Origin of the sequence: Nocardiopsis sp. NPDC006832 (assembly GCF_040635885.1) — a bacterium.
Classification (GTDB): domain Bacteria; phylum Actinomycetota; class Actinomycetes; order Streptosporangiales; family Streptosporangiaceae; genus Nocardiopsis.
In genome coordinates, this window is sequence record NZ_JBEYLC010000046.1 from 24,767 (window position 1) to 46,710 (window position 21,944).

Consider the following 21,944-nt stretch of genomic DNA (forward strand, 5'->3'; position numbering starts at 1 on the left):
GCCCGCACGACGAACGGCGGGGGTGGAGGGGCGACCATACCGATCGACCCCTCCACCCCCGCCATCGACCACGACGGTGTTCCGGTCGAGGTCAGTTGTCGTTGGAGCCGTTCGTGCCGCCCGAACCGGACTCGCCCCGGGTGTCGCCCTGGTTCCCACCGTTCCGCCAGCGGTCCGCCATCGAGTCGAAGATGCGGCCGCCCGCGCGCCCGGCGCCGTCGGCCACCCCGCGCAGGGTGCTGACCAGCGGGTCGCTGGTGCGGTTCCACTCGTCCCGGTAGGACCTGGCCGCGTTGCCCGCCTCCTCGGTGACTTTGGCGTCACGGTCGGTGGAGCGGCGGGGATAGTCGCCGTCGACGACGCGCTGGTACTCGCCGCTCTCCACCCACCGGTGCAGCTCGGCCACCCGGACCACCGCGAAGGGGTGCGTCGCCGGAACGGTGGTCATCAGCTTCAGCACGCTGTCCACGGCGTCGCCGCCGCCCTCGTACTCGCGAGCCTGCTCCATGAAGGAATCGGGGTTCATCTGGGACAGGTTGGAACCACCGGCGAGCTTCATCAGGGCGCGCTTGGCGGCGTCCGGGTTCTGGCAGGCGAGCAGCCCGGCACGGTCACTGGACAACTCGGACTTGCGCTGCCACTCCCGCAGCCCCGCCAGGATCGCCTGGATGGCGATGGCGCCCAACGGGATCCACATGATCTTGGTGGACAGCCACACCAGCAACAGGAGCAACGTGCGGTAGATGGTGTGGCCACTGAGCACGTGCCCGACCTCGTGCCCGATGACGAACCGCTTCTCCTCGGCGTCGAACAGGTCGAACAGACCGGTCGTCATGACGATGAACGGCTTCTTGCGGCCGATCGCCATGGCGTTGGGCTGGGGATCCATCTTGACGTAGAGCTCGGGAACCTCGTCCAGGTCCAGGACGTAGGCCGCGTCGCGCAGGTAGTCGTGCAGTTCCGGGAACTGGGTGGGGCTGACCCGCACGGCGCTGGAGAGGAACATCAGGCGCAGGGAGCGTTCGTTGATCCGCCCGAAAACGGACTTGACGAGGGTGTCGAAACCCGTCAGGGATCGCAGCGCCACCAGGGCGCCACGATCGGCGGGGTGCTCGTAGGCACGCGCGGAGATATCGGTGAGCCGGACACGGACGCGATCTGGTGAGTTGGCCATATCGGCATGCTATGCGTCACGATGCGGCTTGGCCACGGTTTGCGGCGAACGAGATATGACGCGTTCGTGCACATCCTTCACGACCTGCGGGGAAGGAAGCGGGCACAGGCCTTGTTCGAGCAGTTCAGGGCGATGATGACACGACACACGGTCGACCACCGGTACCCGGGGTCGGCTACCCTCAGGTGGCTGAAACGGGCCACCAAGACAGTGATACGGCGAAACGGAGCGCACAGTGACGGACCAGGCCACCGGCGCCTCCCCCCAGGACGAGACCGCGCTGAGACAGAGACGGGTCGGAACGTCCCCGACCAAGGTCGGCATCATGGGTGGAACCTTCGACCCCATCCACCACGGTCACCTCGTGGCCGCCAGTGAGGTCGCCCACCTCTTCGGGCTCGACGAGGTCGTCTTCGTTCCCACCGGACAGCCCTGGCAGAAGGACCCCGCCAAGGTCACCCCCTCCGAGGACCGCTACCTGATGACGGTCATCGCCACGGCCGAGAACCCCCAATTCCGGGTCGATCGTGCCGAGATCGATCGCTCCGGGCCGACCTACACCATCGACACCCTCCGCCAGATGCGCGCCTCCTACGGGCCCGACGTGGAGTTGTACTTCATCACCGGAGCCGACGCCCTCGGCGCGATCCTCAGCTGGCACAACGTCGACGAACTCTTCGACCTCGCGCATTTCGTAGGCTGTAACCGGCCCGGACACCACCTCAGCGACACCGGCCTTCCCGAAGGCAAGGTCTCCCTGGTGGAGGTCCCCGCGCTCGCCATCTCCTCGACCGAGTGCCGCGAACGCGTCCGCAAGGGCGAACCCATCTGGTACCTGGTACCCGACGGCATCGTCCGCTACATCCACAAGACCGGGCTCTACCTGGAGCCATGAGGTGACGGACCACAACCGTCACCGGTCGCACCCGATCAAGTGAAGGCAGCAACCACAACGTGACAGCCACCGACAGGGCAGTGGAACTGGTCCAGGTCGCCGCAGAGGCCGCCTCCGACAAGCTCGGCCAGGAGATCATCGCCTACGACGTCAGCGAACAGCTCATGATCACCGACGCCTTCGTGCTGTGCTCGGCGCCCAACGACCGTCAGGTCCGCGCCATCGTCGACGAGGTCGAGGACCAGCTGCGCATCAAGTCCGGCGCCAAGCCCGTCCGCCGCGAGGGCGAACGCGACGGCCGCTGGGTCCTGCTGGACTACGCCGAGATCATCGTGCACGTCCAGCACGAGGAGGAGCGCGGCTTCTACGGGCTCGAACGCCTCTGGAAGGACTGCCCCGAGATCGAGCTCCCCGAGGGCTCCCGCGGGGCCGAACGCACCCCGCTGGACGAGTAGCAAGCCCACGCGGCCGCAGCGGCCGCCGGACAAGAGAGACACACCACGTGAGTGACACCCCTCGTGTGCTGTTCTGGCGGCACGGACGCACCTCCTGGAACGTCGAGAAACGCTTCCAGGGGCAGACCGACATCGACCTCGACCCGGTCGGCCACGCTCAGGCCGAACGGGCCGGTCGGCTGCTCGCGACCTTGAACCCCGCCCTCATCGTCGCGTCCGACCTCAAGCGCGCCGCCGACACCGCCGGATACCTCGAACGTGCCTCCGGGCTTCCGGTGGAGTTCGACAAGGGCCTGCGCGAACGCTACGGCGGATCCTGGGAAGGGCACACCGCCACCGAACTCGCCGAGCGCTACCCCGCCCAACACCCGACCATGGACATCCCCGACGGAGAGGCCATCGCCGACGTCGGCGACCGCATGCGCGCGGCCATCGAACGGGGACTCGCCAAGACCCCCGCCGGCGGCCTCCTCGTCATGGTCAGCCACGGGGCGGCCCTGCGTGTGGGGATCTCGCGCATGCTCGACATCCCCGACGAACGCCGCGAGCTCCTCGGCCCCCTCGGCAACTGCAACTGGTCCGTCCTCCAGGCCCGTGGTGAGACCTGGCGACTCATGGAACACAACGCCGCCAGCCTCCCCGAGCCCGTCGTCCTCAGCGACGACGCCTGATTCCGTTTCGACGAACGGCCGATCATCCGCTAAAGTTCAGGGAGTCGAAAGGGCGCAGCCCCGACGACTCCCACAAGGGGCTATGGCGCAGTCGGTAGCGCGCCTCCATGGCATGGAGGAGGTCTGGGGTTCGAATCCCCATAGCTCCACTCCACTCCGGAACGACCTTGCTCGGGGGACTTCGTCCACCTCGCCAGGTCGTTTCGTCGTTTCTTCTGGGGGCGACCCCCAGACCCCCGATATTCAGGACGACTCTGCTCGGGGGACTTTGTCCACCTCGCCAGGTCGTTTCGTCGTTTCTTCTGGGGGCGACCCCCAGACCCCCGATATTCAGGACGACTCTGCTCGGGGGACTTCGTCCGCCTCGCCAGGTCGTTTCGTCGTTTCTTCTGGGGGCGACCCCCAGACCCCCGGTGTGTGCTCGCCGGGGGCCTTGTTCTTTCTGGCCAGAGGGCTTACGACGAACGCCAGGCGTTCAGGAAACCGGCCAGGTACTGGAAGGGGACCGCGGCCCCCTTGGTCTGGTCGATGCTCCCGGCCAGGTGCAGGTCCAGTTCGGGGCAGTGGAACAGCCAGGTCCCGGTGCCGCCGGCGTGGCCGATGAGCGTGAGAGGCGCCCGGCCACCGGCCAAGAGCCGATTGACGTGGAAGTACATGGTGCCCAGCCCGTAGTGGATCATCGGGAGGTTGCGCAGTCGGTTGCGCCGCTCGGTCAGTGGGCTCGGGTCGTCCAGGATCCTTCCGTCGAGCAGCGCCCGTTGAAAGGTGATCAGGTCACCGGTGGTGCTGTACAGGTCGTTGCTGGACGTGAGCAGGGCGGGGAGTTCGACGCGGCGCTGTTTCGTGTGCAGCGGTGCCATGCCGGGAGGCGGTGGGCCGGGCGGTCGGGTGTCCTTCAACCCCAGGGGGACGAGGATCCGCTCGGCGAGCAGGGCACCGAACGAACGTCCGGTCGTCCGCTCCAGGACACGGATGAGCAACTGGAAACCGGTGTCGGAGTAACGGGCCTTCTGTCGGGCGGCGGACAGATCCTGGGGTGGGAAGTACGGTCGCTGCTGCTCACGGGTGGTCCGCAGGATGTCCTCGAAGATCCAGGCGGTGTCCCGCCCGGCGACGAGGTGTTCGTTGAGGCTTGGACCCTCGCGGCGTTTCTCGAAGTGGTCGGGGAGCCCCGAGGTGTGGCTCGCCAGGTGCCGCAGCGTGATGGTCGGCGTGTGGTCGACCCCGTCGAGGACGTGGACGCCGGTGGCCTCGGGCAGGTGGGCGATCAAGGGTGAGTCCAGGTCGAGTTCGCCGCGCTCATGGGCCCGCAGGGCCAACGTGACGATGAAGCGCTTGGTGACGCTCGCGACGAAGAACGGGGTGTCGGGGCGCGATCCGAGGTCGTCCGGGCCCCGCGCGGCCGCCCAGTGGTGGCCGCGGCCGGTGACGGCGACGCAGGCGTGGTGTACGTCGCTACGGCCCACGAGCCGTTCCAGCAGGCGCCGCATTCGCGCGTCGAGGTCGGCGGGGACGTGGTTGTCGGGGGAGGGGGTCGTGATCACGTCGTCGTCTCCAGTGCCGTCGGCACCTCGTTCGATTCTTCGTGGTGGGCGCCCAAGGGCTCCCCGATCCCTTGGAAGGGCGGTCGAGGAAGTGGTCAGGATATTGCGCGTACGCGCGGTGTCGAGCGAAGGGCCCGTGGCCGGATCCGGCCACGGGCCATGAGGCTCGTCGGCCTACTGCAGGTCGCGGAAGAAGGCACGGAGGTCGCCGACCAGCAGGTCCGGCCTCTCCAGGGACAGGAAGTGGCCGCCCGCGTCGAGTTCGGTCCAGCGCATCACGTGATGGTCGCGTTCGGCCCAGCGCCGCACGGTCACGTCGTGGGCCGATAGCAGTACCCCGGTCGGCGCCCCCTTGGCCTCGGCGCCGCTTTCCTCGGCGTCCCAGCCCCCGGAATCACCCTGGTCTCCCGAAGCGCTCCATTCGCTCGCCGACATCTCCTCGTAGTAGATCTGCGCGGCCGAGGCGGCGGTACCGGTCAGCCAGTACAGGGACACACAGGTGAGCATCCGGTCGCGGTCCAGGCTCTCCTCCGGAAGCCCTTCCTCCGGCAGGGAGAGCTCCTTGAACTTCTCCACCATCCAGGCCAGCTGTCCCACCGGCGAGTCGGTCAGGCCATAGGCCACGGTCTGCGGTCGCTTGCCGTTGCACCGCAGGTAACCGTCGTTGTAGTCCCGCATGGAGTCCCACCGCCGCTGGTCCGGCTCGGACAGGCCCTTGGTCTCCTCGTCGTCGTACGGGAAGGTGATCATCCCGTTGACGTGCACACCGAGAACCCGTTCGGGCGCCTGCTCACCGATGGTCGGTGCCACCCACGCCCCGGTGTCGTAACCGTGTACGGCGAAGCGCTCGTATCCGAGGCGGGCCATCAGTTCGAGGAACACCCCTCCCATCCGGGAGGCGTTCATCCCCGGGCCCGCCAACGGGGTCGAGAAGCCGAAGCCCGGCAGGGACGGGATCACCAGGTGGAAGGCGTCCGCGGGGTCGCCGCCGTGGGCACGCGGGTCGGTGAGCGGCCCGATGACGTCCAGGAAGTCGGTCACGGCGCCGGGCCAGCCGTGCGTCATCAACAGAGGGGTGGCCTCCGACTCGGACGAACGGACGTGCAGGAAGTGCACGTTCTGGCCGTCGACCTCGGTGGTGAACTGCGGATGGGCGTTGATCTCCGCCTCGGCGGCCCGCCAGTCGTAGGTGGTGCGCCAGTACTCGGCCAGCTCCTTGAGGTAGCCGACCGGGACCCCGCGGTCCCAGCCGACCCCGGGTGGTTCGGCGGGCCAACGGGTGCCCGCCAACCGAGAGCGGAGGTCGGTCAGGTGATCCTCGGGGATCTCGATGCGGAAGGGGCGGATTCGCCGCGCCGGGTTCGTCATGCCATCCACGCTAGGAACCGGTTAGGTCAGGATCATTCCTAAGCGCGCGTGAGAATGGTGCCATGGCGGAAACGACCTCCGCGCGGCTGCTCGCGCTCCTGGCCCTGTTGCAGACCCAACGCGAATGGTCCGGCGCCACCCTGGCCGAACGCCTCGACGTCACCCCGCGCACCGTGCGCCGGGACGTGGAGCGGCTGCGTGAACTCGGCTATCCGGTGCACGCCACCCGGGGCGTCGCCGGGTACCGGCTGGGTCCCGGCGCGGCCATGCCGCCCCTGCTGCTCGACGACGAGGAGGCCGTCGCGGTGGTTGTGGGACTCCGTACCGCGGGGTCGGTGAGTGGAATCGAGGAGGCCTCGGGGCGGGCGCTCGCCAAACTGGAACAGGTGCTGCCCTCACGACTGCGGCAGCGGGTGCGCACCCTGCGCGGCGCCACCGTGCGGGCCGGCGTCGAACCCGGGCCGACGGTGTCCGCCGAGACGCTGATGGCGGTCGCCGAGGCCTGCCGTCGCCGTGAGGTGCTGCGCATGGACCACACCGGCGTGCACGGTGACACGTCGGCGCGCAGGGTGGAGCCGCACGGCCTGGTCAGCTTCGGTGCCCGCTGGTACCTGGTCGCCTTCGACCTCGACCGAGAGGACTGGCGCGGCTTCCGGGTCGACCGACTCGTCCCGCGCACGCCCACCGGCCCCCGGTTCGACCCGCGCGTGCCCCCGCACGGCGACGTGGCGGCCTACCTGTCGCACCGGCTGTCGTCGCAGACCTGGCCCTGCCGGGCGGTGGTCCGCCTGCATGAGGCGGCCGATACCGTGGCCGACCGCGTCTGGCCGGGGATGGGGGTCGTGGAGGCCGTGGACGAGGCTTCCTGTCTGCTGCACCTGGGCGCGGAGACCCTCCACGACCTGGTCTGGATGATCACCTCGACGCACACCGACTTCACCCTGGTCGAGGGCCCGGAGGGTCTGGCGGAGGCCTTCCGGGCCCAGGCCCGCCGCTGCGCCGCCGCCGTCGACCCCTAGACGGCGCGCAGCCACACGGCGGCGTCACCGGGGAGGTCGGTGGTCACGTCGGTGCTGGACAGCAGTACTTCGCCGACGGGCAACGGCACCGGTTCGGGGCCGGTGTTGACCAGAACCAGCACCTCGCCTCGGCGGAACGCCACCACCGGGCCCAGGTTCAGGGCGTCGTCCCACACCAGGACCTCGTCGTCGGAGAAGGTCCGGCGCAACCGCAGCGCGTTCCGGTACAGCCACAGCGTCGAGTCCAGGTCCTCCTCCTGGGCCTGGGCCGAGTACTCGCCCCACCAGTCGGGCTGGGGGAGCCAGGAACCTCCCTGACCGAACCCGAACGAGGCGCCCTCCCGGGTCCAGGGCAGGGGGACCCGACAGCCGTCCCGGCCCTTGTCGGTGTGTCCGCTGCCCCGCCACCGGGGGTCCTCCAACGCGTCGGCCGGCAGGTCCGCGACCTCCGGCAACCCCAGCTCCTCGCCCTGGTAGACGTAGGCCGACCCCGGCAGGGCCAGGGTGAGCAGCGCCAACGCGCGGGCGCGGGCCCGGCCCAGGGCGTGGTCGGGTTCGGGGTCGTGGCCGTCCGACAGCAGCCAGCGACGCGGATCGGTGCCCGCGGGCAGCCCCAGCAGGGAGGGTTTGCGCACCACGTCGTGGTTGCCGGTCACCCACGTGGGGACGGTGCCCACCCTGGTGGCGTCGGCGATGGAGGAGGCGATCACCCTCCGGTAGGCGTCCGCGTCCCAGGGGGCCATGAGGTACTCGAAGTTGAACGCCTGGTCGAGCTCGTCGGGCCGGGTGTAGCGCACACGACGCTCCCCGGGCAGCCACACCTCGGCGACGGTCGCGCGCGGCGGGTCGTAGGCGGACAGCACACCGTTCCAGTCCCGGTACACCTCGTGTACCTCGGGCCGGTCCAGGAACGGGTGGTCGGGGTTGGCGGCGATGTCCTCGAACCGCCCACCGTCCACAAGGATCAGGTCGCGCAGCGGCTCCAGGTCCTTGACCAGGGCGTAGGCCACGTCGATGCGGAAACCGTCCACGCCGCGATCGCTCCAGAAGCGCAGGATGTCCCGGAACTCCTCGCGGACCCGTTCGTCGTCCCAGTTCAGGTCCGGTTGCTCGGGGGCGAACATGTGCAGGTACCACCGCCCGTCCGGAACCCGGGTCCACGCGGGCCCACCGAAGGTGGAGCGCCAGTTCGTGGGCGGCTCGGAGCCGTCGGGCCCGCGCCCGTCCCGGAACACGTACAGGTCCCGCTCCGGAGCGTCGGGTGAGGCCAGCGCCGCCCGGAACCAGGGGTGCTCCTGGGAGGTGTGGTTGGGCACGATGTCGATCATCACTCGCAGGTCGCGGGCGTGCGCGGCCTCGACCATGGCGTCGAAGTCGGTGAGCGTGCCGAGCAGGGGGTCGACGTCGCGGAAGTCGGACACGTCGTAACCGCCGTCGGCCCAAGGAGAGCGGTAGAACGGCGACAGCCAGATCCCGTCGGCGCCCAGCCCCGCCACGTGGTCCAGCCGGTCGGTGATCCCGCGCAGGTCGCCCACCCCGTCACCGTCGGAGTCGGCGAGGCTGCGCGGGTAGACCTGATAGAGGACGGCGTCGCGCCACCACGGTCGCATGTTCTCTCCTTCTGACCTGGTCGATCGGACGGTCGGGATGGTCACTCGCTCGGTAGCGGAGCCGAGGTGGACTGTCGGAGGATGAGCCGGGTGGGCATCTCCACGTGTCGGTCCGGTGGGGCCTCGCCGGCGAGGATGTCCACGGTGAGGTCGGCGGCGGCCGTTCCGATCGCGCGGGGCGACTGGTCGACGGTGGTCAGGTCCAGGATCGCGGCGGCCTCGTGGTTGTCGAAGCCCATCAGCGAGATCGCCCCGGGTACGGGGATGCCGGATCGGCGCAGCGTGCGGTGCGCGCCCATGGCGATGTCGTCGAACTCGGTGAGGACGGCGGTGGGCGGCCGATGGTCGGAGAGCAGCTCCCCCATGGCGAGTTCACCTCCCCGCCGGCCGGGTGTGCTCAGCACGCTCCACTCGGCGAGTCCGGCGTCGACCATGGTGCTCTGGAAGCCCTCCAACCGGTCCCGTGAGCTCCGGCCGCGCCACGAACCGCCCTCGGAACCGATGTAGGCCACGCGGGTGTGGCCGAGGTTGAGCAGGTGTCGTGTGGCCTTGGCGACCCCCTGCCGGTCGTCGATGAACACCCCGGCCCGGCCGGGGACGGACTGTCCGGTGAGGACGAGGGGAACACCGACGTCGTCCAGACGCCCGCACTCCTCGGCCGACAGGTCCATGGCCACCGTGATGACCGCGTCGCTGTTGCGCCTCAGCGGCAGCGAACTCGTCCAACCGGGCTGTCGGCGCAGCTCTCCCACCTGGTACACGAGCATGTCCAGGCCGGCGCGCTGCAGACCGTCGCTGATGCCGGCCAGGACCGATCCGAAGAACCACGGCTGCAGGAACGGGACGATCACCGCCACCCGGCCGGTGCGCCCGGTGACCAGCCCTGAGGCGTTGCGCGAGACCACGTAGGAGAGTTCGTCGGCCGCTTCCTGTACGCGTTGGCGGACGGCGGGGGCGACCCCCGGGACGCCGCGCATCACACGCGAGACCGTGGACAGTGAGACCCCTGCGCGACGTGCGACGTCCCGCATGCTCGGGGGGTGTTTGCTCATACTTCCACGGTAGGAGTGATCATCCACTATGGCAACGTTTTCAATAGATTTACCTACACCATCACCTCCATCGCCACCAAATATGCACACGTATCAAGGAAGTATGTTGACTAGATCACATATTCGATGGCATCGTTTTCAAACAACCGAACCGGGCGTTGTCCCGGCACCTCGACGCCGTGTCTCCACATCTCCCGCGGAGGCGCGAAAAGGAGAGAGGCATGCCAGCACTTCCATGGCACCGGCGATTCACATGGCGAGCGGGTGGTGCGGCCCTCGCGACCCTGGTCCTGACCCTGGCCACCGCCTGTGGAGAACCCCCCGGGCAGGAGTCCGACGCCGAGGGTGAGAGCGCCGGCCTGGCCGACGACCCCCAGTTCGTGTGGGCGGTCACCGGCGCCGACCGCCACATCCACGAGGATGTGGCCCGCCTGTGGAACGAGAACAACCCCGACCGGCAGGTCGAGATCTTCTTCCTCGCCCCCACCGCCGACGAGCAGCGCCAGGCCATGTTCCAGGACCTGCAGGCCCAGGCCGGCGAGTTCGACGTGCTCGGCCTCGACGTCATCTGGACCGGAGAGTTCGCCGACTTCGGCTACATCGAGAGCCTGGAGGACATGCGCGGCGACATCGAGGACGTGAGCCTGCCCGGCGCCATCGACAGCGCGCAGTGGCAGCAGGAGCTCTACGCCCTGCCGTACTCCTCCAACGGGGCCTTCCTCTACTACCGCACCGACCTCATCGACGAGCCGCCCACCACCTGGGACGAGCTCTACGAGACCGGCATGGCGGCAGCCGAGGAGGAGGGCATCGCGCCCTTCGTCGGTCAGGGCGACCAGTACGAGGGCTTCGTCGTCACGTACCTGGAGATGTTCTGGTCCGCCGGGGGCGAACTCTTCGACGAGTCCCAGGAGAACTCCACGTTCCTGGAGGGCGACGCCGCCCAGACCGCCCTGGACTTCATGATCGAGGGGCAGGAGAACGGGTTCTTCGCCGAGGGCTTCGACTCGATGGTCGAGGACGACGCCCGTGCCCTCTTCCAGTCCGGCGAGGCCGTCTACATGCGCAACTGGCCCTACGCCGTCCCGCTCCTGGAGGGCGAGGAGAGCGCGGTCGCCGAGGACTTCGCGGTGGCGCCGCTGCCCTCCTTCACCGGTGAGTCGGGCACCAGCGCCCTGGGTGGGCTCAACAACGCCGTCAGCAGCCTGAGCGAGAACAAGGAACTGGCGAGCGAGTTCGTGCTCTGGGCCGCCACCGACCCCGAGGCGCAGGCCATCCTCGCCGACAACAGCCTCCCGCCGACCATGGTCAGCGCCTACGAGGAGGCCGAGGACCCCAACTTCGAGATGCTCGGAGACATCCTCGCCGAGGCGCAGGCCCGCCCGCCGGTGCCCGGCTACAACTCGTTGTCCCTGGAGATCCAGGACAACCTGCACCCGGCCTTCCTCGGTCAAGAGGACCCGGAGACCGCGCTGCAGGCCGTGGACACCGCCGCCGGCAACGCACTCGAGGGAGAGTAGAGGAGCGATGTCCGATTCCACGGATGTCGCCCCCGACGTCGTCAAGGCCGTGCGCCGGCGCGCCCATGGACTGGGGGAGCAGGCGATGGGGCGGATCTTCCTCGCCCCGTCGCTCGCCTTCATGGCGCTGATCGCGCTCTTCCCGGTGTTCTACGCCGTCTGGATGAGCCTGTACGACATCCGGGGGTTCAACCGAGAACTCGTGGGCGTCGAGAACTATGTCGGCGCCCTGACCGACCCCGGCTTCTGGAACGCCGCGCAGAACACCCTGATCTTCACGGTGGCCTCGGTGTCCCTGGAGTTCGTCGTCGGGATGGCGTTCGCGCTCATCATGCACCAGGTCTTCGTCGGCCGTGGCCTGACCCGCGCGGTCATCCTGGTGCCGTGGGTGATCCCGACCGCGGTCGCGGCCCAGGTGTGGCGGTACATGTTCGACCACAACCCCGGGTTCGTGAACGCGGTGCTGGGCACCGACATCAACTGGCTCCGCGACCCGGCCTGGTCGATGGTCGGCATCATCAGCGCGGACGTGTGGAAGACCGCCCCGTTCGTGGCGTTGCTGCTCCTGGCCGGGTTGCAGACCATCCCCAAGGACTACTACGAGGCCGCCAAGATGGACGGCGCCAACGTGTTCCAACGGTTCTGGACCATCACGCTGCCCCTGCTGCGACCGGCGATCGTGGTGGCGCTGCTGTTCCGCACCGTGGACGCGCTGCGCATGTTCGACTTCGCGTACGTGTTCTCCGGGTACTCGAACTCGCTGGCGACCCTGTCGGTGTACGCGCAGCGGTTCCTGGTCGCCGAACCACAACCGGGCTACGCCAACGCGCTGTCCACGGTCACGTTCGTCATCGTCATGCTCGTCGGTCTGGCCTTCATCGGTCGGATGGGCCGCCACATGGTCGGTGACGTGGGGCGGAAGGAGAAGCGATGAGCGTCGCACAGAGCCAGGGGGCGACCCGCGCGGTCCACCGTCCCAAACGAGGCACCCCGCCGGCGGTGTCCGGAGCACTCAAGCTGCTGGGTCTGTTGGTGGTGCTGACCTGGTGCCTGTTCCCGTTCCTGTGGATGGGGATGACCAGTCTGCGCACGGGATCGGTGGCGTTGACCGACCCGAACATCCTCAACGGACCGTTCAGCCTGGGCAACTACCAGGAGGTCGTGGACCAGGGCTTCCTGTTCCCGTTGCGCAACTCGCTGATCGTGGCGTCGGTGACCACGCTGATCTGCATCCCGGTGGCCTCGCTCGCCGGGTACGCGCTGGCCCGACTGCCGCTGGCCGGTAAGTTCGCGCTGTTGGCGGCCACGCTGGTGGCGACCCTGTTCCCGCCGGTCGCCCTGGTCAACCCGCTGTACCAGATGTACCTGCAACTCAACGAGTGGACCGGGATCAACCTGCTCAACTCCTACGCGGGCATGATCATCCCGTACGTGGCGTTGACCCTGCCGCTGTCCATCTTCATCCTGACGACGTTCTTCGCGGGCATCCCCAAGGAGATCGAGGAGTCGGCCAAGGTCGATGGGGCCACGCCGTTCCAGGCGTTCCTGAGGGTGGTGGCGCCGCTGGCCGCGCCGGGCGTGGGGGCCGCCTCGATCCTCACGTTCGTCTACGCCACCAACGAGTTCCTGCTCGCCTTCTCGTTCGCCCCGCGTGACCTGAACGTGCAGACCGTCCCGGTCTTCGTGGGCACCTTCGAGAGGGTCGGCTACGAGAACCCGATCGGTCAGATCATGGCCGCCTCGGTGCTGGTGTCCGTCCCGCTCATCATCTTCGCGCTCGTCCTGCAACGCAGGATCGTGGCGGGGCTGACCTCGGGGGCGGTGAAGGGCTGAGGTCTGGTCCGTTCGAGTGAGCCGGCGCCCCGGAGGTCCCGTGTGGACCCGCCGGGGCGCCGTCGTGTGCGAGGTCAGGGGGTCAAACAGGCGCGGGTCACGCGCAGGAGCTGACCGCGCGGCTCCACCGCCTCGGGCCGCAGCAGTGCGTGCATGATGAGCCCGTCGGCGTAGGCCAGCAGGGTTCGGGCGGCGGTGCGCGGCGTGGCGGCCCCCAGGTCGGTGAGGATCTCGATGACCCAGGCCCGAAGCAGGTCGTGCCCACGATTGAGGGAGGCGCGCACCTCCAGGTTGTGCGTGGCCTCCATCGACAGGGTGTAGCGGGCCACGGTCCGGCCTCGGTGCGTGGTGGTCATATCCGAGACGAACAGCGCCAGGGTGTCCACCAGGCCCTCGACGGTGGTCACCTCCAGGCCGTTCAGGTCGGCCCGGTCCCGGCGGTCGAGTTCCTCCAGGCGTTCCACGACCCCGCGCACGAGGGCGTCGCGGGTGCGGAAGTGGTTGGAGGTCGAACCCTTGGGCAGGCCGGCCTGGACGTCCACCTTGCCGTGGGTGAGGGCGTGCAGGCCTCGGGTGCCCAACAGTTCGATGGCGGCGTCGAGGGCACGGGCTCTTGTCTGGGACATGGCGGCATACTACATTCGTAGTAAAGGGGTACTACGATCGTAGTATCCGTGCGCCGCGAACGGACGAGGTGGCATCGATGCGCGCAACGGCACTGGTGGTGGGCGGAGGGATCGCCGGACTCGCGGTTGCCCGCGGACTGCTCGACGGCGGCTGGGAGGTCGAGGTTCGCGAGAGACTCTCCGGTCCGCCCGACATCGGCGGTGCCCTCGGCGTATGGCCGGGTGCCTTGGCCGCCCTGGACCGGCTCGGTCTGGGCGAGGAGGTGCGTGCTCGCGCCGAGTACCGGTCCGCGCTGAGGCTGCGCCGGCCCAACGGCCGCGTGCTGCTCGGCGCCGAAGGCCGCGGCGGCCACCTGGTGTCCCGGTCCGCCCTGCTCGACCTGCTGGTGAGGGCCCTCCCCGCCGGAACCGTGCGGTGGAACACCCCCGTGACCGTCGCCGACCTCGCCCCCGGCCGCTACCACGACCTGGTGATCGGCGCGGACGGGATCCACAGCCTCGTTCGAGACACCGCCTTCTCCCGCGCGAGCCCGCCGCGCCCGCTCGGTTCCGTCGCCTACCGGGGAACACGGCCCGGCCGAGTGGACGGGGTGACCGAGGTCTGGGGCGGGCGCCGCATCTTCGGTATCACCCCGCTCGACGCCCACACCACCAACTGGTACGCGGCCCTGGACCGGCGCCTGCTCACGGAGACCGAACTCGCCTCGCGCGACCCGGACGTCCACGCCGCAGTCCTGCGCCGTGAGTACGCCGGTTGGTACCCCGACGTCGCGCGGATCGTCTCCGGGGCCCGGACCCACGGTGTGGACCGAAGGACCCTGTACGACCTGCCGGCGTTCGGTCGCTACGCGAAGGGGCGCCACGCGCTCATCGGCGACGCCGCCCACGCCATGGCGCCCAACCTCGGCAGGGGTGCCTGTGAGTCCCTCATCGACGCCGCGACCCTGAGCCGGGCCCTGACGGAGGAACCCTCGCTCGGGCGGGCGTTGGCCCGCTACGACCGCGCCCGCAGAGGCCCCACCCGTCGGATCGTGGCCGCGTCCCGGGTGGTGAACCGGATCGCCGTCACGACCCGGATGCCGCGTGTGCGCGCGGGCGCCACGGAGTGATTCAGTTCGGGAAGACCCCGGCGGCCACCTCGTCGTCTCCGGGCCGCTCGCGGCCGCGTTCCTCGGTCTGGGCGATGTGCAGGGCCGCGACCAGCTCCTGGTACAGGGTGTCCCGCTCCAGCAGCTCCCGGTGGGTGCCCTGGGCGCGGATCCGGCCGTCCTCCAGAAGCAGGATGCGGTCGGCGCGGATGACCGTGGACAGACGGTGCGCGATGGTCACCACGGCTCCGCGGTCGGCCTGACGGCGGACGCTCTCGGTGATGGCGGCCTCGGTGATCGCGTCCACCTGCGAGGTCGCCTCGTCCAACAGCAGCACGTCCGGGGACCCCAACAGGGCCCGGGCCAGGGCCACGCGCTGGCGTTGACCACCGGAGAACGAGTTGGAGTCCAACGGGGTGTCCAGGCCCTGATCCAAAGAGGCGACCTTGTCGGTCAACCGCACGTCGTCGAGGACCCGGTGTAGTTCGTCCTCACCGGCCTCGGGGCGGGTGAACAGCAGGTTGTCACGGACGGTGCCCGGCACCACCGGGGTGTCCTGCTCCACGTAGGAGAAGTGTGCCCGGACCTGCTGAGGGGAGAGCTCACGGTACGGTCTGCCCTCCAACAGCAGCTCGCCGTGCTCCGGTTCGAGGAAGCGCAGCAACAACGACAGCACCGTGGTCTTGCCCGCGCCGGACGGGCCGACGATGGCGGTGTGCCCGCGGCGGGAGACGGTGATGTCGACCTCCTCCAAGGCGGCCTCGGCCCCCGGGGCGTAGCGGGCGGTGACCCCGCGCAGCTCCAACAACGGGCTCCCGTGGCCGTTCTCGGAGGACGGGGCGAGGGGACGCTCGGCGGGGGAGTCGGTCGGGGCCTCGGCGGTGGGTTCGAGGGGGATGGCCTCCACCTCACGGATGCGTTTGGCGGCGGCGATGCCCGACTGCAACGTGGTGACGCTCTGGGAGAGCTCCATGACCGGGGTCATCAGGGTGAACGCGTAGAGCAGGAACGCCACCAGGGTGGAAACGGCGATCTCCCCGGAGGCCACTCGGAGGGCGCCCAGACCGAGGATCGCGATGATCGACAGCTGGATCCCACCGGAGGCGATCGTCCACGCCACGGCCCCCCGGCGCACCGACCGGATGCCGAGCGCGGCGGCGTCCTGGGCGTGGCCCAGGATCTGGTCGCCCAGACGCTCCTCGGCGCGGCTCACCTTGACCGTGCGGATCGCCCGCAGGGAGCCGTCGAGGACCCCGCCCATCAGACCGAGCGAGTTCTGGGCCCTCTCCTGTGCCTTGGCCAGGGCGGGCATCAGGGTGAGGAACAGGACCGTCACGATGGCCACCGCGGACGCGGTCACCGCGAGCAGGACCAGGTCCAACACACCCATCATGATGAGCGTGCCGACCAGCAGCACGCCACCGTTGACCAGGCTGATCACGCTGCTGGAAGCGGCTTCGCGCAGCAGGACGGTGTCGGAGGTGGCCCGGGTGACGAGTTCGCCGGAGGGACGCTTGGACAGCGGCTGCATGGCCGCCCTGAAGTAGCGGCGCACCAGGGACGTGCGCGCGTCCAGAACCACCTTCTCCGCGACCGTGCCCAGCACGATCCAGTGCCATAGCCCGAACACGATGCCGCTGACGAACAGGCACAGCAGGATCGTCACCGGCATCGCCAGGCTGCCGGCGTCGGACACCGTGTCCAGGACCAGCTTGATCACCATCGGATTGGCCAGTTCCAGGGCCGAACCCAGCAGGGCCAGCACGAGGCCGAGCAGGAGTTTGCGCCGGTGCGGTCGGACGAACGACCAGAGCACCCGCAGCTGGGCGAAACGTGGTTCAGGGGAGGGCGAGGATCGGGAATCGGGCACCGAGAAAAGATCAGCCATGGTCTGAATTAGGTCACGAGTGACCGATTATTGTCAAGTGAGTACCGATCCCTCTAGGATGAAGACATGGTGAAGAGTGCTCCCGCAGAGGAAGAGACAAGGACTCGCGCACGCACCCGCCGCGCGATCCTGGAGGCCGCCGTCGACGTCCTGACGGAGAATCGGGCCGCCCCGCTGTCACAGGTGGCCGGCAGGGCGGGTGTCGCCCGCAGCACCCTGCAGCGCTACTTCCCCGAACGCGCCGACCTCGTCGTGGCCCTGGAGGGCTACGCCAACGAACTCGCCGACGAGGCCACCGCGCGCGCCCGCACCACCGAAGGCACCGCGCTCGAAGCCTTCTCCCGTCTGGTCTCCGAGTACTTCGGGCTGGTCAAGGTCATCATGCTCTCCATGGGCGGAGAGGAGATGACCGACGAACCCGACGAGGAGCAGTGCGGTCCCAGCGACCTCGCGCTCTACGAGCTCATCGAACGCGGCCACGAGGACGGCACCATCGACCCGCGCGTCACACCCCTGTGGGCCCAGCAACTCCTGTGGGCCGCCCTCTACGCCGGTTGGACCTACACCGACGTCGCGAAGGTGCCCGCCTTCGAGGCGCACAACATGTGCCTGATGTCCCTGGTCAAAGCGATCGGCCGCGAACCCCGGGCATGACGAAGGGGTCGGGGCCCACCACATGGACCCCGACCCCGAAACGACGACTAAAGGTACAGACCGGTGCCCCGCTCGGGGGCCTCGTTCGCGATCGCGTGCACGTCCCGCTCCCGCAAGATCACGTACCGCTCGCCGTTCAACTCGACCTCGCCCTGCTCCTCCGGATCGAAGAGCACACGATCACCGGTCTTCACATGGCGGGCGCCGGTTCCGGCGCCACGAACCTCGCCCCAGGCCAGCCGCGTCGCCAACTTCACCGTGTCGGGGATGACCAGACCCGCGCTACTGCGCCGCTCACTCTTGTCCGGGATCGCCTTGACCAACAGGCGATCATGGAGCATCTGGATTTCAAGTTTGGATTCGGGCACATCCCCAGGATATTCACCCCCACCAGGGGCCGACCCACCCGGAGCGTCACCGGGAGGTCGACCAACGTTCGACCTCGGTTCGACCCACCCTTGGAATCCGGTACAGTATTCACATGCCGAGCGGGGAAACCGTCCGGCAGACCAGGGGCTATGGCGCAGTTGGTAGCGCGCCTCCATGGCATGGAGGAGGTCTGGGGTTCGAATCCCCATAGCTCCACTTCACTCTGGAACGACCCTGCTCGGGGGACTTCGTCCTCCTCGCCGGGTCGTTCCGTTGTTTCTCCTAGGGGGCGACCCCCAGACCCCCGGTGTGTGCTCGCCGGGGCTCGCACACTCAGGGCGACTCTGCTCGGGGGGCTTCGTCCTCCTTTCCGGGTCGTCCTTCGTGTTTTCGGGGGGCGACCCCCCGAACCCCCCGAGGTAACCCCCTGCGGTCGGGGTCGCGCTGAGCGGCGGGGGCGGGCTCAGTCGAAGCCTGACTCGGGGTCCTCCAGCCGGCGGGCGACCAGGGCCAGGAACTCGGGGTCCGAAGAGACCAGACGATCCACCTCGGTGCCGTCGTCGCAGGTCAACAGGGACACGGTGACGCTGGTGGGGGTCCGCTCGGCCACGCGCCACGGAGCTCCGTGCTCCTCCCACCGCAGCAGTGCTCTCGCCTGGGGGTTCTCGGGCATGACATCACCTCTCTCGGCCAGGATAGAACTTCGTGTCGGCCCGGCCCCGGACGGACCGGGTGAGGGGATGCCGGCGTAGGCCCACCGCCTCCGTCGCGCGGACGTGCCCTGGAACACGTCCGACCCACCCCCGCGCGTCCGCTAGGATCGGAAGTACGGCTTCACGGGGCTATGGCGCAGTTGGTAGCGCGCCTCCATGGCATGGAGGAGGTCTGGGGTTCGAATCCCCATAGCTCCACTTCACTCTGGAACGACTCTGCTCGGGGGACTTCGTCCTCCTTGCCGGGTCGTTCCGTTGTTTCTCCTGGGGGGCGACCCCCGAACCCCCGGTGTGTGCTCGCTGGGGCTCGCACACTCAGGGCGACTCTGCTCGGGGGACTTCGTCCTCCTTGCCGGGTCGTTCCGTTGTTTCTCCTGGGGGGCGACCCCCGAACCCCCGGTGTGTGCTCGCCGGGGCTCGCACACTCAGGGCGACCCTGCGAGCGCGTTCGCAAGGTCGCCTTCGTCGTTTCCTCTGGGAGTTCAGCTCGGGGTGTCGCGGTCGGTCTCCGTGAGGAGGTCATGCAAACGCTTCAGGACCCGCAACTGGGCGGGGTTGTACAGCTGCACCATCGCCTCGGCCATCGTCTGTTCGGCCCGCCGGGTACCGCCCGGCGCGTCCGCCGCCGGGTCCTGCGCCCATGGATGCCGCTCACGAGAGTTCTCGACGAACGGCAGCATGCGTGAGGCGAGGCGGTCGATCGTGGCATCGTCCGCGTCCGGAGGCAACGCCTCGAACTCCTCGTCGGTGTCGGACGGTTCACCGAGCATCTCGCGAAACCCCCTCAGGGACTCCTCGCTGAGGACACTCGAATAGACCATCAGCAACGACCGTTGCCGTTCGGAGAAGCCTCGGGAGATCGGGGCGAAGGCGGTCGGGACGTAGGCCGGGGCGCGGTGACGCAGGATGAGCGCCAATTCCTCCCGCACGCGGTTGAGTCGGTTGACGGTCGCCTCCAGTTCCGCGTCCAGCGCGCGGATCGCCTCCTCGGGCGCCTCATCCGGGTGCTCCATCGCCGCCACCTCCGACAGCGGGATCCCCAGGTCGCTCAGCCGCTTGATCTGAAGAAGCCGGATCAGGTGCGCGACCTCGTATTGCTTGTAGCCGTTCGACGTTCGCGCGGGCACCTCCAACAACCCGATCCGGTGGTAGTACCGCACGGCCTTCACCGTCGTGCCGGCCAGTTCGGCGAGCTGCCGCGTGCTCCACGCCATGTGAGACCTCCTTCGTGTACTTTCCCCTATCGGACAGTGTGCCCTGGGGGCAGGGTCAAGTACTTGACCCTGCCCCCAGGGCACACTGTCCGATGGTCCCGGGCCCGTGGGGACGATCCACGCGGCCGTTGACCTTCGCGAGGGTGGGGAGCCCGAAATGGTCCGGAATCCGCATCAGATCAAAGCCGGCAACGGGCGTTCGTTGAAGCGTTTCCGCCCGTGGCAGATGCTTTCCCGTGCCCTGTTCTACCTTTCCGTGACGAACGGCGAGGGGCGCCCGGTGGTCTACGCCGTAGACGTCCCCTACTGGCAACGGGTTCTGACGGATGACGGACACGGCAAGGCCCACCTCTACCGTGACGGTGAGCACCACGCCCACTCCAAGCTGCCCGCGGCCTTCCCCGTGGAGGGAGGAACCATCGAGGTGGTGCCCACGTCCTTCGGCCTCAAGCGCTGCCACTACGTCACCGAGGAAGGGGCCGCGAGCAGGCTCGTGCCCGACGAGCGTTCGGCGGAGGGGCGCCGTGCAAGGTTCGACCGTGAGCATCCGGTGCTGAGTCGCCTGATCGGAGCGCTGTCGCTGACCGTGCTCTTCACCTCGGTCGCCCTCATCGTCCTCCAGATCGTCGAAGCGCTCGCCGCGGTGCCTCCGGTGGCCGAACGACTGGGCACCTTCACCTCGCCCATCGACCTGTCCATCGGGCTCAACTCCCTGCTCGCCCTGTGCGCCTCTACGGCCGCGGTCGAGCGGGCCACGCGGCTGCGTTGGAACCCGCTACTGGACGGCAGTGCCTGACCGGTGGTTGACCCTGCCCCGAGGTCATGGTCTGGACTGCGGGTGAGCCGCACACGAAGTCCGGTTCACCGATCGACTCAGCCAGGGAGCAGAGCACATGCGAGCCCTTCGCGAACCCTTCCGGATCATCCGCGCCGACCTGCGCGCCTACCTCGTGTTGAACGTGCTCATGTACGGCCTGTTCCTCCTCGGTATGGGGACGGCGCTGGTCTTCCCCGACCTGAACGCCGCCCAGGTCACGTCTATGGAGGATGACGGGACGGCGGGGTTGGTGGTGAGCCTGCTCGACAACGTCTGGTTGTTCGCCCTGACCATCTTCGCGGTGAACGTGGTGACGGTCGCAGCGCTGACGATCCTGCTGCCCTCGATGGTGGTGCCCTTCGCCGGGATCCTCCTGTTCACCTACCGGGCGTTCCACTTCGGGGTGACCCTCGCCCCGGTCGACACGGTCACGGCGAAGCTCCTGATCCCGCATTCGCTGACGATCCTCATCGAGTTCCAGGCCTACATCCTGGTCATGTTCGCCGCCTACGTCCTCGGAAAGGCCTGGCTGCGCCCGGGGACGGTCGGTGCCCACAACCGCCGGCAGGGTTACGTACGCGGACTGCGACGGGCCGGATGGCTGGGCCTGCCCGCCCTGGTGTTGTTCGTCCTCGGCGCGATCTACGAGGCCTTCGAGCTCATCTACCTCGTTCCGCCCCTTGTCGTGGGCTGACCCCCGAGGCCGGTCGTTCGCCGTCGAGCATGCCGAACATCGCGTTCGGGGTGTTGTGGGGCCGCACGGTCTTCCTCCTTGGCCACGCCGTGGGAGTACGGTGCGCTCATCCGCTGGGTACGCCGTACGCACGAGGGTGCGGCCAGGACGACAGGTACGGTTCGGTGGGGTCAGCCGGTGACGTGGGCGGCCAGGCCGGCCAGGGACGACGCCAATCCCGCCTCGTGGTCGCTCGGGGAGATGCCCGGCGGGACGTTCCGTGCCTCGACGACCACCAACGTGCCCCCGTCGGCCTCCGACAGCAGCCAGCTCATCGTCATGGTGCCCGCGAAGTCCGGGTCCGGGGCGTCGAAGACGATCCGCTGGACGACGCGCTCGCCCGGGACCCGCTCCACGAACTCCGTCTCGACGACGTCGGTGTCCTGCGAGGATTTGCCGTGCCCGGGTTCGCGGTAGGTCAGCACCATCCGGTATCCGGAGGGGTCGAAACGCTCGAACCGGCCCGTCATGCCCTCCGGCGGCAACCACTCCACGAGGCTCTCCGGCTCCACCAGAGCCCGGTACACCTCCGGGAGGGAGGCCTCGATCCGTCGTTCGGCACGGTCCACTCGCTCGTTCATGCGGTCAGGGTAAACCGTCGAGGATCGGTTGACACAGCCCCTCGCGCCGGGTCCGGATGGAGCGGACACGGGTCGTCGCGGTCGCCCGCACCCCGCACCAGGCGCTCCCCGCCTGGTCGA

Annotated in this window: 22 protein-coding genes and 3 tRNA genes; 14 read left to right on the top strand and 11 right to left on the bottom strand. The window is 68.9% G+C overall.

Annotated features, from left to right (window positions below; translation table 11 throughout):
• Positions 1-91: 91 nt before the first annotated feature.
• On the bottom strand, positions 92-1,174 hold the full coding sequence (locus ABZ717_RS20415; protein ID WP_358512883.1) for a M48 family metallopeptidase: 1,083 nt from the start codon (positions 1,172-1,174) through the stop codon (positions 92-94).
• A 280-nt stretch (positions 1,175-1,454) separates the two neighbouring features.
• Between ABZ717_RS20415 and nadD the strand changes: the two genes are divergently transcribed.
• The 4 genes from nadD (at position 1,455) to ABZ717_RS20435 (ending at position 3,344) form a co-directional block, all read left to right on the top strand.
• Positions 1,455-2,069, top strand: a complete 615-nt coding sequence (gene nadD / locus ABZ717_RS20420) for a nicotinate-nucleotide adenylyltransferase (RefSeq protein ID WP_358512934.1) — start codon at positions 1,455-1,457, stop codon at positions 2,067-2,069.
• A 59-nt stretch (positions 2,070-2,128) separates the two neighbouring features.
• Complete coding sequence (gene rsfS / locus ABZ717_RS20425) at positions 2,129-2,524, top strand: ribosome silencing factor (RefSeq protein ID WP_358512885.1); 396 nt, start codon at positions 2,129-2,131, stop codon at positions 2,522-2,524.
• A gap of 47 nt (positions 2,525-2,571) precedes the next feature.
• Positions 2,572-3,195 (top strand): histidine phosphatase family protein, encoded by a 624-nt coding sequence (locus ABZ717_RS20430; RefSeq protein ID WP_358512887.1) that lies wholly within the window; start codon positions 2,572-2,574, stop codon positions 3,193-3,195.
• 76 nt (positions 3,196-3,271) lie between these two features.
• Positions 3,272-3,344: transfer RNA gene (locus ABZ717_RS20435), tRNA-Ala, on the top strand.
• Positions 3,345-3,650: 306 nt separating this feature from the next.
• Here ABZ717_RS20435 and ABZ717_RS20440 read toward each other — a convergent pair.
• Both ABZ717_RS20440 and ABZ717_RS20445 read right to left on the bottom strand, forming a co-directional pair.
• Positions 3,651-4,739: a serine hydrolase domain-containing protein gene (locus ABZ717_RS20440; protein WP_358512889.1), complete on the bottom strand. Its 1,089-nt coding sequence runs from the start codon at positions 4,737-4,739 to the stop codon at positions 3,651-3,653.
• Positions 4,740-4,913: 174 nt separating this feature from the next.
• Positions 4,914-6,107, bottom strand: a complete 1,194-nt coding sequence (locus tag ABZ717_RS20445) for an epoxide hydrolase family protein (protein ID WP_358512891.1) — start codon at positions 6,105-6,107, stop codon at positions 4,914-4,916.
• Positions 6,108-6,169: 62 nt separating this feature from the next.
• Here ABZ717_RS20445 and ABZ717_RS20450 point away from each other — a divergent pair, with 62 nt between their 5' ends.
• The gene (locus tag ABZ717_RS20450) at positions 6,170-7,126 is read left to right on the top strand and encodes a WYL domain-containing protein (protein WP_358512893.1); all 957 of its coding nucleotides are present in this window, start codon (positions 6,170-6,172) and stop codon (positions 7,124-7,126) included.
• On the opposite strand, the gene ABZ717_RS20455 is transcribed toward ABZ717_RS20450, so the two are convergent.
• Both ABZ717_RS20455 and ABZ717_RS20460 read right to left on the bottom strand, forming a co-directional pair.
• Positions 7,123-8,736, bottom strand: a complete 1,614-nt coding sequence (locus ABZ717_RS20455) for an alpha-amylase family glycosyl hydrolase (RefSeq protein WP_358512895.1) — start codon at positions 8,734-8,736, stop codon at positions 7,123-7,125. The two genes, ABZ717_RS20450 and ABZ717_RS20455, sit on opposite strands and share 4 nt — an antisense overlap.
• A gap of 41 nt (positions 8,737-8,777) precedes the next feature.
• Positions 8,778-9,788: a LacI family DNA-binding transcriptional regulator gene (locus ABZ717_RS20460; protein ID WP_358512897.1), complete on the bottom strand. Its 1,011-nt coding sequence runs from the start codon at positions 9,786-9,788 to the stop codon at positions 8,778-8,780.
• 221 nt (positions 9,789-10,009) lie between these two features.
• On the opposite strand from ABZ717_RS20460, the gene ABZ717_RS20465 reads away from it, so the two are divergent.
• The 3 genes from ABZ717_RS20465 (at position 10,010) to ABZ717_RS20475 (ending at position 13,141) form a co-directional block, all read left to right on the top strand.
• The gene (locus tag ABZ717_RS20465) at positions 10,010-11,308 is read left to right on the top strand and encodes an ABC transporter substrate-binding protein (protein ID WP_358512899.1); all 1,299 of its coding nucleotides are present in this window, start codon (positions 10,010-10,012) and stop codon (positions 11,306-11,308) included.
• Between the two features lie 85 nt (positions 11,309-11,393).
• Positions 11,394-12,242 carry a sugar ABC transporter permease gene (locus ABZ717_RS20470; protein WP_358512936.1) on the top strand — a complete coding sequence of 283 codons (849 nt, stop codon included), beginning with the start codon at positions 11,394-11,396 and terminating at the stop codon, positions 12,240-12,242.
• Positions 12,239-13,141, top strand: a complete 903-nt coding sequence (locus tag ABZ717_RS20475; protein ID WP_358512901.1) for a carbohydrate ABC transporter permease — start codon at positions 12,239-12,241, stop codon at positions 13,139-13,141. The genes ABZ717_RS20470 and ABZ717_RS20475 overlap by 4 nt, the downstream gene beginning before the upstream one ends.
• A gap of 74 nt (positions 13,142-13,215) precedes the next feature.
• On the opposite strand, the gene ABZ717_RS20480 is transcribed toward ABZ717_RS20475, so the two are convergent.
• Positions 13,216-13,767 (bottom strand): TetR family transcriptional regulator C-terminal domain-containing protein, encoded by a 552-nt coding sequence (locus ABZ717_RS20480; protein WP_358512903.1) that lies wholly within the window; start codon positions 13,765-13,767, stop codon positions 13,216-13,218.
• A 77-nt stretch (positions 13,768-13,844) separates the two neighbouring features.
• Between ABZ717_RS20480 and ABZ717_RS20485 the strand changes: the two genes are divergently transcribed.
• Positions 13,845-14,876, top strand: a complete 1,032-nt coding sequence (locus ABZ717_RS20485) for an FAD-dependent monooxygenase (RefSeq protein WP_358512905.1) — start codon at positions 13,845-13,847, stop codon at positions 14,874-14,876.
• Between the two features lies 1 nt (position 14,877).
• Here the strand turns inward: ABZ717_RS20485 and ABZ717_RS20490 are convergent, their stop codons facing one another.
• Entirely contained in the window at positions 14,878-16,671 is a 1,794-nt protein-coding gene (locus ABZ717_RS20490) for an ABC transporter ATP-binding protein (RefSeq protein ID WP_358512938.1), read from the bottom strand.
• A 138-nt stretch (positions 16,672-16,809) separates the two neighbouring features.
• On the opposite strand from ABZ717_RS20490, the gene ABZ717_RS20495 reads away from it, so the two are divergent.
• Complete coding sequence (locus ABZ717_RS20495) at positions 16,810-17,397, top strand: TetR/AcrR family transcriptional regulator (protein ID WP_358512907.1); 588 nt, start codon at positions 16,810-16,812, stop codon at positions 17,395-17,397.
• A gap of 47 nt (positions 17,398-17,444) precedes the next feature.
• Here ABZ717_RS20495 and ABZ717_RS20500 read toward each other — a convergent pair whose 3' ends face one another.
• Positions 17,445-17,738, bottom strand: coding sequence for a co-chaperone GroES (locus ABZ717_RS20500; protein ID WP_304074500.1), 294 nt, complete (start codon positions 17,736-17,738; stop codon positions 17,445-17,447).
• A gap of 171 nt (positions 17,739-17,909) precedes the next feature.
• Here ABZ717_RS20500 and ABZ717_RS20505 point away from each other — a divergent pair.
• Positions 17,910-17,982: transfer RNA gene (locus ABZ717_RS20505), tRNA-Ala, on the top strand.
• A 247-nt stretch (positions 17,983-18,229) separates the two neighbouring features.
• Here the strand turns inward: ABZ717_RS20505 and ABZ717_RS20510 are convergent.
• A complete protein-coding gene (locus tag ABZ717_RS20510) occupies positions 18,230-18,439 on the bottom strand; it encodes a hypothetical protein (RefSeq protein ID WP_358512909.1) in 210 nt (69 codons plus the stop codon).
• 165 nt (positions 18,440-18,604) lie between these two features.
• Here ABZ717_RS20510 and ABZ717_RS20515 point away from each other — a divergent pair.
• Positions 18,605-18,677, top strand: a tRNA-Ala gene (locus tag ABZ717_RS20515).
• Positions 18,678-18,961: 284 nt separating this feature from the next.
• Here the strand turns inward: ABZ717_RS20515 and ABZ717_RS20520 are convergent.
• Positions 18,962-19,693 carry a MerR family transcriptional regulator gene (locus ABZ717_RS20520; protein WP_358512911.1) on the bottom strand — a complete coding sequence of 244 codons (732 nt, stop codon included), beginning with the start codon at positions 19,691-19,693 and terminating at the stop codon, positions 18,962-18,964.
• A 157-nt stretch (positions 19,694-19,850) separates the two neighbouring features.
• Here ABZ717_RS20520 and ABZ717_RS20525 point away from each other — a divergent pair, with 157 nt between their 5' ends.
• Together ABZ717_RS20525 and ABZ717_RS20530 are read left to right on the top strand one after the other, a co-directional pair.
• Entirely contained in the window at positions 19,851-20,489 is a 639-nt protein-coding gene (locus tag ABZ717_RS20525) for a hypothetical protein (protein WP_358512913.1), read from the top strand.
• A 97-nt stretch (positions 20,490-20,586) separates the two neighbouring features.
• A complete protein-coding gene (locus ABZ717_RS20530; RefSeq protein ID WP_358512915.1) occupies positions 20,587-21,204 on the top strand; it encodes a stage II sporulation protein M in 618 nt (205 codons plus the stop codon).
• Between the two features lie 170 nt (positions 21,205-21,374).
• Here ABZ717_RS20530 and ABZ717_RS20535 read toward each other — a convergent pair whose 3' ends face one another.
• The gene (locus ABZ717_RS20535; RefSeq protein ID WP_358512917.1) at positions 21,375-21,824 is read right to left on the bottom strand and encodes an SRPBCC domain-containing protein; all 450 of its coding nucleotides are present in this window, start codon (positions 21,822-21,824) and stop codon (positions 21,375-21,377) included.
• Between the last annotated feature and the right edge of the window lie 120 nt (positions 21,825-21,944).